This window comes from Paenibacillus artemisiicola (genome assembly GCF_017652985.1).
Lineage (GTDB): Bacteria > Bacillota > Bacilli > Paenibacillales > Paenibacillaceae > Paenibacillus_Z > Paenibacillus_Z artemisiicola.
The window spans coordinates 42642-55395 of the sequence record NZ_JAGGDJ010000007.1; the positions used below are offsets into that span (position 1 = coordinate 42642).

Consider the following 12754-nt stretch of genomic DNA (forward strand, 5'->3'; position numbering starts at 1 on the left):
TCTTCGTTCGTATCGGCAAAAGCATGCGTGCTTATAGGACGACGATGCGGTCGATTAACCAATAGGCGCCTAGGATCAGGGCGATCGCGGAGCCCGCCGTCACGGCCCGCCTCGAGAATTTCCAGCGATGCAGCAGGACGAGCGGGAACAGCACCAGCGCGACCAAGCCGATTTGAATCGTTTCGATCCCGAGATTGAAACTGATTAGGTCTATCGCCAGCTCGCCTTTCGGAATCTCCATTTCTTTCAAAATGTCGGCAAAGCCCATCCCGTGAATGAGTCCGAACAAGAAGGTTAAGACCCACCGGTAGCTGACCTTTTTCCGCACGATATTTTCAACCGCCACGTAGCAAATGCTGAGCGCGATCGCGGGCTCTACGAACCATGCGGGCACGTTGATGAGGCCGAGCACCGTCAACGTCAGCGTGATGCTGTGCGCGATCGTGAAGGCCGTGATCATTTTCGCGTACTGCTTGAACGTCTGCCTGGCGATCAGCAGCGAGAACAGGAATAAGAGATGATCGTACCCGCCTAATATGTGACCCATGCCCAAGGTAAAGAACGAAAACCAGCCGGAAGCATGCGCCGCTCCGTCCGGGCTTTCCGTACCGCCGGATGCCGAGCTATTGCCATCCGCCTGCGAGCGCGGATCTTGCCGGAGCGCCGCATAATCGCTTTCCGAGAGCTTCATCGACCATACGCGGTACTTGCCGGACAAGGCGGACGTGCTTTCGCGTTTGCCGTAATTGATCTTGACCAGATTCACGTAATTGGCCGTCACTTTATCGCTTAAGTAGAGATGATCCGTTAACGCGATCGACCGGGAAGCCGATACGGGCGGGAACTCGATCGTCAGGAACAGCTTCGTCGCATCGCCTTCGCGTTTCAACGCATAGCTTTCGATCTGGGACCACTCCTGCGGCACGTTGTCGATCGTCAATTGAATATCCTGCTGCAGGAGCGCCAAAAACGAATCCTTCACCCCGTCGAACTCTTCCGGCTCCAGCGTTCCGTTCTGGTTCGCGTCGCCCGCCGTCAGCTCGATGACCGAAAGCTCGTCCAGCGCGTACGTCATCTCGACGTTCGCTTTCGTCAGCGTTAACGTCGTATAGCCGGCGCTGTAGGCATGCGCGTCCGCATGTCCGAGAGGAAGCAGCAGGAAGGCTAGCATAGACAGCACGATGGAAATTCGCGTTGCGGTTCGGATACGAAACATGATGGATCTCCTTAGTAGACGAATAGTTTGACAACCAACCAAACGATGGCGAACGGCAAGATAACCTTTGACATCCGGGGAACGAAGCTCTTCGCCTTCCATGCGTATTGAAGCAACAGGTAGAGGAGCGCGGCAATGACGGCTAACGCGACGCCGATTCCCGCCATATAGGCCAGCACGGGCACGATGTTCGTTCCTCCGTCCGCCTTCAACCCCGCCAGACCTTCCGCGTAACCCGCGCCGTAGAACAGGCCGAACCCTCCCGCCAGCCATGGATAGAGCGTTTTTTGCTTGCCGCGCAGGGTATACAGCGCGACGATAACGACGCTGAACGCGAGCATGAACGGAAGGAAAGCGCCGGACAAGTCCAGCGGCCGCAAGCCGGCCAAGACGAACGTCAGGGTATACGCGCCCCAAAATACGGCTAGCGCGATCGCTAGCTGCTTGAAGGATCGGCGGCCGATGATCAATAACGCGATGAATAGAATCGCTTCAAACAAGCTCAACGCTTGCTTAAGCCCAAGCAAGGAAAAGTGCTCCAGCGTATAGGGCGCGCTCATGTCTCCGATTCGCATCTCGTGCGACTCGGCGACGAACACGGCATTGGCTTTCAACTCTCCGAGCGCCGCGTTGACATAGTTGACATGATAGGGATCGCGCTGGAAGACCATATCGTAATCCATTTCGAATTTATGCGGCGTATTCGCGACCGGGAACTCCAGCACCGCTTCCGCAAAGGGCTGGTTCTGATCCTTGATCTCCACTTGGCTCAGCCGCGTTAATTTTCCCTTGAGCGGTAAATCATCGGCGTATAGCTGCAGATTGGCCAATAAGTACTTCTCCACGGGAGCCTGCAGCTCGTTCACGAACCGGGCGTACGCTTCCGGCGTCAGGTCCCCTACATCCGGCTCCTCCGGAGTCGCCTCTACCCGGATGTCGTACATATCCATTTGCAAGATCACTTGAATGGCATGCCCTTTCATCGAAATATCCGTGAACGCGATGCTTACGTTATCATGCGCGGATGTAACCCTGGGAAACAAGCCCAATAAAAACAATAGAAAAAGAGCTGTCAATCCGATAAGCCTGCCTCGTCTGCTTCGCATGTCCGCCTCCTGATGAACTGAAATCGACTTCGGCATCTCCCTGCGCAGGTTCCGGCAAGGAGCTCGCGGCGAATCATTCAAAAAAGGAACAAGTCGACGCTATGACTTGTTCCTTCTCGATCGTCTAGATGGAACTTGCCCGTCCTCTATTCGCCTCTTAAGCGTGCAACCGCGTAAAGATGGCATACAGGACTTTGGCCGCTTCGTCGCGCTTCAAGTTATCCAGCGGTCTGAGCTTGCCGTTGCTGCCGCTGACGATCCCTGCCGCGACGAGCTTCGCCGCGCTGTCCGCCGCGTACGCCGCCACCTGCTTCGCGTCGCTGAACGCGGCGAGCGAGGCTTTCTCCGAAAGCGCCTTGCCCGCGATCGTCAACGCGCGATCCATCAGGGCGATCATTTCCTGCCGGGTAATCTGCGATTTCGGGTTGAACTTGTTGTCGCCGGATCCGCTGACAAGGCCGACCGCTTTCGCCGTCATGACCGCTTCATAGTAATACGCCGTCGACGGGACGTCGCTGAATCCCGCGCCTTGATTCTGCGCGTTCACGCCCAGCACGCCCACGAGCAGCTTGGTGAAGTCCGCTCTCGTCATGTTCGCCGCTGGCGCGAACGTCGTTGCCGTCATGCCGGTAATGATGTCGCGAACGGCAAGCGCTTCGATCTCGTTCTTCGCCCAAGAGGTTTGAATGTCCGTGAAGCTCTTCCGGGCAAACGCGATGCCGTAGCGGCTGAAATGGCTGGTCGCGAATTGGATGCTGCCGGTTTGCGCGTTATACGTGCTGTTGGCGACCGCATGCAGTTGGTCCTGGCCGTCGATATAATACACGACCAACTTGTTGCCGTCCTTCGCCTCGTCCGCCGTCGGCGCGTAAGGAATCGATACGGCCACGGAGACCGCGTCGTTCTTCCACTCGATCGCTTGTCCGTTAACCAAGAAATGAAGCTCGAACACCGGATGGTTGCCGACCTGCGTCCGTACCTCGTTCGACAAGAGGGAGACATCCTGCTTCTGCACGACGAGCGTCAGCGTATTGGCATTCGCCGCTTGTTCCTTCGTCAGGACGTTGGACGGCAGCTTGAACGTTCCGAACGGCGTCACGATCGCCACCGTCCGCTTCTCCGACGCATCGAGCAGGAAGTAAGGCAGTTCAACCGACATTTGACCCTTGTCGTCCGGCTTCACTTTGGAGGCGTCGAGGGTAACGACCTTGACGTTATTCTTGTCCGGCTTGGCTTGGTCCAGCGCGACGAGCGCGTCTTGGCTGTTCAGCACGAACAGGCTGTCGTTAACCGGAGGAGGCGTCGTACCCGTTGAACCGCCCGGGTTCGACGTGCCGCCTTCATTGCGCGTGACGTGCAGCGCTTTATTCGGCTGCGCGGTTTCGGAGCTGACATAGCCGTCCGTCGTCAGCGCCGTTACTTTCGTTTCCGCAAGGGTGACGGTCGCCGGGGCGCTGCCCGTATATTCGAACGTGATCGTGGCGGCGTTTATTTTCCCGTTGTATTTATTGGCCAGATCATAGAAACCGAAGTACGTCACGCCGTTGCTTTCTTTCGGGCCTACTTTGGAGCTGGCGGCCGTCGCGCTGCCGAGGGTGACGGATTGAATCTTGACGCCGTCCAAACGGAGACCGAATTCGGCGGTGCTGAACGGGGCGTTATTGTCCAAGAGAATATCGACGGAAAAAGCGTTGGCGTTGCTAGCGACCGCAATGCTCGATTGCGAGAAGTCCACGGATTGAATATGTTGATCGGCTGACGCATAGGCAGATGCCTGGAAGCTGAGGCAGCAGATGACCAAGAGTGCGGCTAACCATTTTATTTTCATGAGTTTAGACTCCCCGGTTAGTAAGGAGCAGAAGAAGACGCAAGGTCTTCTCCCGCCCGTTTACTTCCTTAGTATTAGTGTAGGATGTGGTTCATGATCAAGGTTAAGTCTGCGGTGTCGATCACGCTGTCTTCGACGACGTCGGCCCGCTTTGCTCCCGGCCAATTCGTATCGGCGGAAGTCAGTCTGTAGTACTCGGTCGCGAAGGAAAGGTCCCCGACGTCCGCTTTGGTGTCTTCGTTCACGTCCACAAGGTCTTTATACGTGCGCATGAGGATCGAGGCCGTCTTATCCTCCGCGTTGTTCAGGACTTCCGTGTTGATTCCCTTCGAAGCCGTGGATACTTTGTCCAGCTCGATGTCGGCTTGCAGGAAGCGGTTGAATACGCTGAGCGGTTCCAGCGTCAGCTTCACGACGTCCGTGTAGCCCTCCGACGTAATCGGCTTCGTGAAGCCCGCGAGGAACCGTACGGTCCCGTTCGTATCGTCGAAGGCTTGGATGTCGTCGTCCTGGCCGATCAGCTCGGGCGTCAGCAATTTAAACTTCGTGCTGTCATAGCGGAACGTCACGTCCAGCGCGTTCACGTCGTCCGTGTTGCTCAGGGCCAGATAGAATTCCGCCTTGTTCGCCAGCTCCGCGATGATCGTGCTCTTCTTCGCGTACACTTTGACGTTCGGCTGATTCGTCACCGTAATCGGAGCGGTATTCGCTTCGACCGTGGAAACCTTCGCCTTGTGTTTATTCAAGGTGGTGAGGTTGGATTTCGTCAGCTCGACGTTCGTGACGGCGGACTTTTGACCGGTCGGCGCTTCGAAGGTCAGCTTGATGACGTCCGCGTAATCCACCGTGTGAATCGGATTCGCGAGCGTCGCCTTGATGTTGACTTCTCCCGCCGTGCCGCTGTCGACGACGAAGCTGCCCGCGTCCGGCGTCGTCAAGGCGGCTTCCTTGAACTTCGCTTTCGCGCTGTCGAACTTGAACGTCACGTCCAGGTCTTTCACGGCGTTCGCGTTCTTGATCGCGTAGTACACGCTGGATTTATCTTCCGCTTTGGCGTACACCTTCGCGTCTTCCGGTTTTTTCAGCACGTTGTAGGAGTCGATCTTCGTGAGGCTGTCGTCCGTCTCGATTTCGTATGTATCGTAGGTGAAGGTCGTCGGGGTTACGGTAACCGTGGAGAACGATGTCTTGCGGTGCTGGATCCGCGCTTCGGAGTAATATTCCGCTACCGGCGCCAGATCGTAGTATTTACTGCCGCTCGCGGAGTTTGCCGTGAAGTAGGACGTGCCCGTCGGGTTGATGTCGTTGCCTTCTCCGTCCTTGAATTGCGTCTGAACGTTGTTGTTGTACAGCGGGTACGATCTCGCGTACGAGTGGTCATGACCGGTGAACACCAGATCGATGTCAAGCTCGTCGATGACCGGCTGCAGATAGAGTCTTCTATCCAGCGAATCGGATTGCGAGTGAGCCGAGCCGGCGCCGTAGATGTCATGATGCAGCGTCACGAATCGCCATTTGGTATCCGGATGGTCGGCTACGGCTTGTCTCATGAACACGGCATGGTCCGCGGTGCTGGAGCTGTTGGAGTTCAGTACCATGTACAGCGCGTCGCCGTACGTATACGAGTAATCGCCGTTCACGATGTCGTTGCCTACTTTTTGACCGCCCAGGGTCGTCAGGTTAGGCACGTTGTAGTGATACTGGTAATTGATGTTCGTATCGTGATTGCCGACGGTGGTCGCGACCGGAATATTCTTGAGCTGATCGGGACTCAAATACAGATCGTATTGCGCCTCGGACGTTCCCGTGTCGACCTGGTCGCCGCCGGACATGACGAAGTCGATGTTCGGGAAGTTTTGTTTCGCGATTCGCATGGTTCGTTGCCAGCCGATGCCGTCCGTGGCCGCGTTGCCGCTCGCGCCGATTTGCGGGTCGCCGACGTACATGAACGTGTAGCTGTCCGGATTCGGCGTCTTGTAATTGGAAGCCGCGCTCCAGTTCGCGTCCGTGCCGTCTCCGAAACGATACGCGTATTGCGTGTTCGGCTCAAGCCCCGTTGCCGTTACTTTGTTGGAATTGAATCCCGTCACCGCCGCGGAAGTCGTGCCGCTGAAGGTCAGAATCTTGTCGGCAGCCGGAAAATCGGTCCCGTTGACCAAATCCGACGCTTTCGCCATCTGAACGACGGCGGCGGCCGGATCGACGGAAGAGTACCAAGCGAAGTTCACTTGCGACACGTCCGAACCCGGGGAAAGCGAAATGGCCTTGGCCGTGTAAGCGGCCTGCGCTTCGACGGCCGCTTGCGCGCCGTCCGTTCCTTCGCCAAGCGCGCTAGCCGGCAAAATCGATACGGCCAGCATCGAGGATAGGAGCAGCGAACCTATCTTCGTGACTTGCTTTTTCTTGCCTTTGCTGAACATTGAGATACCAACACTCCCCTTACCCTATTTTGCGGACTCGATGAGCCCGACGATTAAAGTGTAAGGTCGAACTGTTAAATCGCTTTCTGCATGAAGTGTAACTTATGTAAATTATTGTATATTTCTGCGATAATAAGGCAGTAGTTCGGGCGTAAAGGCTTTGCCCCGCGGGTTCGGTTTTTCGTCTCTCGCTAGGCCAGACTAGGCTTGGAATTCAGGCTGCCGGCTTACGAAAATAACATATTTGAGCTCCTTGTGCATTTTCAGCCAATACGATAGATTGGGTAGTGTATTTGAGCCGTTCGCGCATTCTATTCATTCGGAGGTAGCCTATGAAATTATCGAAGACGACGACCAGAACGGCGCTCTCCCTGCTGGCCCTGCTGATCATCTGCGTTTCCATTTATGCGTTCCACCGGGCACCCGAGGTGAAATATCTCCAGTCGGGCGTCGCGGATTCCAAATACGAAACGGCAAAAGTATTGAAGATCGTCGACGAGCAATTGGAACAAAGCCCCGATCAGCTCAATCTTCGAACCGGCACGCAGCAGCTGGAGGTGAAGATTCTGTCCGGCGAGCATAAGGGCGAAGTGCGTTCGGTCACGAATTATGTCAGCTTGTACAACCACAATATATTCAAAGCCGGCTCGACGGCCGTCGTCAACGTGGATACGGCTTCGACGAAGGAATACGAGGTTTTCGTCTACAGCAACTATAAAGCTCCCGTCATCCTCGGGTTGGTCCTGCTGTTCTTTGCGGCGCTTTGGGCGGTCGGAGGCAAAAAAGGACTGCTCTCCGTCCTCGGCATCATCTTCACGTTCGCATGCATCGTCTATTTGTTCATCCCCATGATTTATCGCGGGTATTCTCCGATTCTGGCGGCCGTGCTGATCGTCATTCTCGCTACGTTCGTCACGCTCGTGCTCTTAAACGGGTGGAGCTCGAAGACCTGGTCCGCGATCGTCGGCACGATGATCGGCGTGACGGTGGCCGGCCTCATCGCCTATATTGCCGGAAACATGGCGCATATTACGGGGTATAACATCGATAGCGGAGAGTCGCTCGTGACTATCTCGCACAACACCGGGTTGCAGTTGAAGGATCTGCTGTTCGCGGGCATTCTGCTCGCTTCGTTGGGCGCGATGATGGACGTCAGCATCTCGATCGCGGCAGCCGTTCACGAGGTGTATCTCGCCAGCCCGAATATCGGCAAGAAAGCCTTATATCTCGCCGGCCTTAATGTCGGACGCGACATGATGGGCACGATGGCATCCACCCTTATCCTGGCGTTCACGGGCAGCGCGCTCAGTTCGCTCATTATCATCTACGCGCTGCGAACGTCCATTGCCCAAATGCTGAACATGAATCTGATCGGCATTGAAGTCATCCTGGGCATGAGCGGGTGCATCGGCATCGTGCTCCTCGTGCCTGCCGTCGCGTTCGTGTCCTCCCGCATTATTCCAAAGTACGAGAAGCTCCCGGCCGCGGTTACGCCCGGCGCCGAGAAGCTTCAAGTGAGCGGGCAGCTTTAAACGGACCGGGCAGCATGCATAACCGGACACCATATCAATGGAGCAACTTTATTCAACCGGCTAACCGGCCAACTTCAAACCATGCAAAAAAGGAACACGTCGACTTCATGACTTGTTCCTTTTTCATGCGGTTATTGGCGGTGCCGATTCCAAGCGAGCAGTCCCTGCAAGGCGCCAGCCGAATCGCTCGGGCCGCGGGATGCCCGTCAGGCATGGGCCTCTCTTACAGCTTGACGGCCGGCTTGACCGTGAACGTGCCGGCCTTGCCTTTGCCGTCGACTTCGATCGCATACTCGCCGGGCTGCGGATTGTTGAGCAGGAAGATGTTTGGGCCCGGCTTCACGTCGGCGCTGAAGTTCAGATCCTTGGACACGATCTTGAGCCCGCTGCCGGCGCTCGCCTTGACGTTGAACACGACCTTGATCATGGCGTTCGCCTGAAATTCGGTCACCTTCGGCGCGAAGCCGGCACCGGTGACGTCGATCGTGGCGACCTGCATGTCGTTCGCGTCGTCCATCGCGGCGACCTGCGTCTGCGGCTGGCCGATGCCGCCGAGCTGCAGGCGGTCCTGCAGCAGCAGGGCGCCGGCGAACAGCGCCACGGCGCAGGCGCCGAGGACGATGCTGCCGCGGTAGGACGGCTTGGCGGCCGCTGCGGTGACAGCGCCGGTCTTCGCGCGGCGGCCGGCCTGGTTGGCAGCGGCGCGGCGGCGGGCCTTGCCGGCCGCCGCGGTGCCGCGCTCGGCGGGCGCCTGATCCGCCGCGCGCTGAATGAGGAAGGCGCAGCCGGCGAACAGCAGCGCCGTCACGAGGACGACCGTGCCGGAGCCGAAGAACAGGCTTCCGAGCACCGTGCCGGCTAGGCCGGCAAGCACGCCGGCGAGCCCGCCGGTCACGGCCGAAGGCGCGCCGTACGCCGCGCCGCCCGTGGCGCCGGCAACCGCGCCGAACAGCGCCGCGAGTCCCAGAAGCGCGGCGAGCCGCAGGTCGAAGGACTGCGCCAGGATGGCGCCGAAGGCGAGTCCCGCCGCGACAGCGGACAGAACCGCCTCGCGCAGTCCGGCGCGCCGCGGCCTTACGGTTCGTTTTTGATAGCCGAGGAAGTTGAAGTACAGTTCGATCAGCCCGACCACCAGCAGGCTCCCCGCGTTAAACAGCATGGCATTCATCTCTCCGTCCCGTTTCGAAATTCTCGCCGGAACGGCCGATTTCCGTGTCCCGTTTCCATTCCGTTTTCACTTCGGTTATTTGGTTCCGATGCAAGGGTTCGCATGACTTGCAAGCACTCACTTCAATTTCTTGCCGAAGTCCCAGTCCGGGTACACGTACGGGATTTCCGGCGCCGACGCCGGCTCCGCGCTTTCGATCATCAGCTTGACGACCTTCTGCTCGTGGTAGGTCGCGGTCGCCAGCGTGCCGGTCAGCGTCACCCACGAGTCGTTGGCGTAGCCCCCCGCGTTGTCCGCTTCGGCGATAATGCCGTACGGCGAAATATCCGCGATGCAGTGCGTCATGGCCATACGGCCGATAATGAGCTGATTGGCCGCCAGCCCGTCCTCCCGGTAGACGAACCCGCGGATTTGCAGCTTCTTCCCCTGGAAATTGTCGGCGAACGTATTCATCGCCTGCAGTTTCTCGATGAACCATTCGTCGCTCATCGCGATCGTATCCTGCTTGTACAGCAGCATGCCGAGCTTGGCGTAATCCCGGTTATACGTATCCGAGCGGAAGAGCTGCTTCAGGTCGGGATCCTCGGTCCCGTCCAGCCGCGCCAGATCCGCCGGCATGCCGCTCCCGGTGAAGACGCCGAGGTTCATCCCCTTGTTGTGCGCGAGCGACCCGGCGAACGCTTCGTTCGGCAGCAGCAGTCCGAGCAGCAGCGGCAGAACGAACAGACCGTATACCAGCACGTTCTTCACGGGACCGCCTGCGGGCTCGTGGCTGTGCCCATGGTCGTCGTGGCTGTGCCCATGGTCGTCGTGGCCGTGGCCGCAGTCCCAGGCTGCCGCGGGCGCCCGGAAGGAGCGGATCAGCAGGTACAGCTGGCCGAGCATGAAGAGCGCCATGCAGCCGGCGGCGAGATCGACGTATTTGACGAGCTGCGGCGCGATGAAGAGCAGAATTTGCCCGGTGGCCGACAGATAGGCGACGTAGGCGGTCAGCCCGAGCAGAATCGCCAGTCGGACGACATGATGCAGCAGCGGCGCGATTCGGCTCGCGTTCATGGCACGACTTCCTCTCATGGCAATACGAATTGGCCGAGCGCCCACGTGCCGGCATAGACGAATCCGGCGGCGAGCGCGGCGTAGAGCAGCACGAAGCGGGTTTTGAACACCGCGGTCATCATCAGCAGCCCTTTCAGGTTCAGCATCGGGCCGAGCACCATGAACGCGACGAGCGCGCCGGACGCGAAGGTCGTCGTGAACGACTGCGCGACGAACGCGTCCGACGTCGAGCAGAGCGACAGCAGGAAGCCCAGCCCCATCATGATGAGGTTCGAGCCAGCCGGGCCGTGTCCGAGCGCTTCCAGGCTGCTCCGCGTCACGAAGGCCTGCAGCACGCCCACGAGCAGCGCGCCGATTATGAGGTATTTGCCCATCGAGAAAAACTCGCCGATCGCGTGGCTCATGGCGTCCGTCAGCTTGTTCAGGCTCCGGGCGGCCAGGCTGCGGGGAGGGGCCGCTTCATGCGCATGGTTGTGATGATGGTCGTGCGCGTGAGGATGGTCGTGGTCGTGGTGATGGTCGTGCGCGCGGTCATGGTCGTGTCCGTGATCGCGCTTGCCGCCCGGCACCGGCTTCAACTGATCGGTCTTCACGAACCGGTGCACGATCAGGCCGATGACGACCGCCGTCAGGAACGCGAGTCCCATCCGCGACCAGACGATCTCCGGCTTGCCCCGGAACGCCGTGAGCGTGGACCAGAAGACGATCGGATTCAAGATCGGGCCCACGACCAGAAACGTCGTCGCGGCGTACAAGGGCATGCCCTTCGCGATCAGCCTGCGAATCGCCGGCACCATGCCGCATTCGCAGATCGGGAAAATAATGCCGATGAAGCTGGCCGCGACGATGCCGAGCAGCGGATTCCGCGGAATGAGCCGGCGGATCGTCCGCTCGGGCACGAATACCTCGAGCAGCGCCGAGACGATGACGCCGACGAGAATGAACGGCAGCGCCTCGATGATGACGCTGATGAACATCATCTTGATGATTTGCAGCTTTTGGTTCTGGAACACGGCGCCGGGCGACAGCTTCGAGAGCAAATACAGCGCGACGATGATCGCGACGGAGGCGGCGATGACGGCATTGCCGCTCCCCCGCCGCGGCTTGGCGGCCGTTACGGTCGTTTGCATGACGATTCTTCCTCCTAGACGAATACGCGTTCCGCGAGCCAGACGGCGCCGAGCACGAGCGCGGCCGCGGAACCGGCCATGACGGCACGCCGGGCGTACTGCCATTTATGCAGCAGGTACAGCAGCGGGAGCAGCAGGGCGACGAGCGACAGCTGCACGGCCTCAATGCCGAGGTTGAAGCTGATCAGGTCGACCGCGAGCTCGCTCTTCGGCAAGGACATCTCCTTCAGCAAGTCCGCGAAGCCCATGCCGTGGATCAGGCCGAACAGGAACGTCAGCACCCAGCGGTAGCTGACCTGGCCGCGGACCATGTTGTCGACGGCCACGTAACAGATGCTGAGCGCGATCGCCGGTTCGACGATCCGCGGCGACACGTCGATGATGCCGAGCACCGTCAGCGTGAGCGTGATGCTGTGCGCGACCGTGAACGCGGTGATCATCGAAGCGTACTGCTTGAACGATTGTCTCGCGATGAGCAGCGAGAAGAGGAACAAGAGGTGATCGTAACCGCCCAATATATGATGGATGCCGAGATTGAAGAAGGACAGCCAGCCCGAGGTCGGCGATTCCGCCGCCGCGTCCGTTCCGGAAGCCTCGCCCGGCTGAGCTGCGGCGTTCGCTTGGCCGTTCGCGTCCGGCTTGGCCGGCTGATCGTTCCCCGCCGTCAGCGCGCTTGCGTCCTGCGGCAGATCCCCGTACTCGGTTTCCGTCATCTGCATCGCCCATAAGCGGTTGTCGCCCGACAGCGCGGCGGTGCTCTTCTGCTTGCCGTAATTGATGGTCAACAAGTCCACGTACGTGGACGAGGTTTTGGTTTGCTCGTACAGCCGGTCCGTCATGGCGATCGGCTGACCCGAGCCGACGGGCGGGTACGAAGCCTTCAGAATCGCTTTCGTGGCGTCGCCCTGCCGGTCAAGCACGCAGCTGACGACCTTCGTCCACGGCGTCGAGACGCCGCCGATCTTGATCGCGATGCTTGTTTGCAGCAGCGCGATGAGCGAATGTTTGACGGCGTCGAACTCCTCCTGTTCCAGCATGCCGTTCTTGTTGACGTCCCCGCCGACCAGCTCGATGACCGACAGCTCGTCGAGCGAATAGGTCATTTCCGTGCTCGCGCGGGTGAGGTCGAGCGTCGTGTAGCCGGCGCTGTATGCGTGAGCCTCCGCCTTCCAGGGGACCGTCAAGAACGCGAGCGCCGCCGCGGTCAAGATCACGGCCAGCATACGCATCGTGCGCAATACGTGCATTCCGTCATTCTCCTCCTTATTAAAGACAACAGGGATGCCGCTCGCGAGCGG

Annotated in this window: 9 protein-coding genes; 1 reads left to right on the forward strand and 8 read right to left on the reverse strand. The window is 59.1% G+C overall.

The window, feature by feature from the left end:
* Positions 1 to 31: 31 nt before the first annotated feature.
* From I8J29_RS12640 to I8J29_RS12655, 4 genes are all read right to left on the reverse strand, one after another.
* Positions 32 to 1216: a HupE/UreJ family protein gene (locus tag I8J29_RS12640; RefSeq protein ID WP_208847958.1), complete on the reverse strand. Its 1185-nt coding sequence runs from the start codon at positions 1214 to 1216 to the stop codon at positions 32 to 34.
* Between the two features lie 11 nt (positions 1217 to 1227).
* The gene (locus I8J29_RS12645; RefSeq protein ID WP_208847959.1) at positions 1228 to 2322 is read right to left on the reverse strand and encodes a HupE/UreJ family protein; all 1095 of its coding nucleotides are present in this window, start codon (positions 2320 to 2322) and stop codon (positions 1228 to 1230) included.
* Between the two features lie 157 nt (positions 2323 to 2479).
* A complete protein-coding gene (locus I8J29_RS12650; RefSeq protein ID WP_208847960.1) occupies positions 2480 to 4150 on the reverse strand; it encodes an S-layer homology domain-containing protein in 1671 nt (556 codons plus the stop codon).
* Positions 4151 to 4224: 74 nt separating this feature from the next.
* Positions 4225 to 6570, reverse strand: a complete 2346-nt coding sequence (locus tag I8J29_RS12655) for a metallophosphoesterase (protein ID WP_208847961.1) — start codon at positions 6568 to 6570, stop codon at positions 4225 to 4227.
* Between the two features lie 332 nt (positions 6571 to 6902).
* Here I8J29_RS12655 and I8J29_RS12660 point away from each other — a divergent pair, with 332 nt between their 5' ends.
* Positions 6903 to 8102, forward strand: coding sequence for a YibE/F family protein (locus tag I8J29_RS12660; RefSeq protein ID WP_208847962.1), 1200 nt, complete (start codon positions 6903 to 6905; stop codon positions 8100 to 8102).
* A gap of 223 nt (positions 8103 to 8325) precedes the next feature.
* On the opposite strand, the gene I8J29_RS12665 is transcribed toward I8J29_RS12660, so the two are convergent.
* The 4 genes from I8J29_RS12665 to I8J29_RS12680 all read right to left on the reverse strand — a co-directional run bounded on the left by I8J29_RS12665 (position 8326) and on the right by I8J29_RS12680 (position 12703).
* Positions 8326 to 9261 (reverse strand): cupredoxin domain-containing protein, encoded by a 936-nt coding sequence (locus I8J29_RS12665; RefSeq protein WP_208847963.1) that lies wholly within the window; start codon positions 9259 to 9261, stop codon positions 8326 to 8328.
* A gap of 126 nt (positions 9262 to 9387) precedes the next feature.
* Complete coding sequence (locus I8J29_RS12670) at positions 9388 to 10326, reverse strand: TIGR03943 family putative permease subunit (protein WP_208847964.1); 939 nt, start codon at positions 10324 to 10326, stop codon at positions 9388 to 9390.
* A 14-nt stretch (positions 10327 to 10340) separates the two neighbouring features.
* Positions 10341 to 11456, reverse strand: coding sequence for a permease (locus I8J29_RS12675; protein WP_208847965.1), 1116 nt, complete (start codon positions 11454 to 11456; stop codon positions 10341 to 10343).
* Positions 11457 to 11470: 14 nt separating this feature from the next.
* Positions 11471 to 12703, reverse strand: a complete 1233-nt coding sequence (locus I8J29_RS12680; RefSeq protein WP_208847966.1) for a HupE/UreJ family protein — start codon at positions 12701 to 12703, stop codon at positions 11471 to 11473.
* Positions 12704 to 12754: the final 51 nt, after the last annotated feature.

What these genes read in the sequence shown, in the direction of transcription:
- I8J29_RS12640 (WP_208847958.1), bottom strand. Translation starts at nt 1,216, where the DNA reads ATGTTTCGTATCCGAACCGCAACGCGAATTTCCATCGTGCTGTCTATG.
- I8J29_RS12645 (WP_208847959.1), bottom strand. Translation starts at nt 2,322, where the DNA reads ATGCGAAGCAGACGAGGCAGGCTTATCGGATTGACAGCTCTTTTTCTA.
- I8J29_RS12650 (WP_208847960.1), bottom strand. Translation starts at nt 4,150, where the DNA reads ATGAAAATAAAATGGTTAGCCGCACTCTTGGTCATCTGCTGCCTCAGC.
- I8J29_RS12655 (WP_208847961.1), bottom strand. Translation starts at nt 6,570, where the DNA reads ATGTTCAGCAAAGGCAAGAAAAAGCAAGTCACGAAGATAGGTTCGCTG.
- I8J29_RS12660 (WP_208847962.1), top strand. Translation starts at nt 6,903, where the DNA reads ATGAAATTATCGAAGACGACGACCAGAACGGCGCTCTCCCTGCTGGCC.
- I8J29_RS12665 (WP_208847963.1), bottom strand. Translation starts at nt 9,261, where the DNA reads ATGCTGTTTAACGCGGGGAGCCTGCTGGTGGTCGGGCTGATCGAACTG.
- I8J29_RS12670 (WP_208847964.1), bottom strand. Translation starts at nt 10,326, where the DNA reads ATGAACGCGAGCCGAATCGCGCCGCTGCTGCATCATGTCGTCCGACTG.
- I8J29_RS12675 (WP_208847965.1), bottom strand. Translation starts at nt 11,456, where the DNA reads ATGCAAACGACCGTAACGGCCGCCAAGCCGCGGCGGGGGAGCGGCAAT.
- I8J29_RS12680 (WP_208847966.1), bottom strand. Translation starts at nt 12,703, where the DNA reads ATGCACGTATTGCGCACGATGCGTATGCTGGCCGTGATCTTGACCGCG.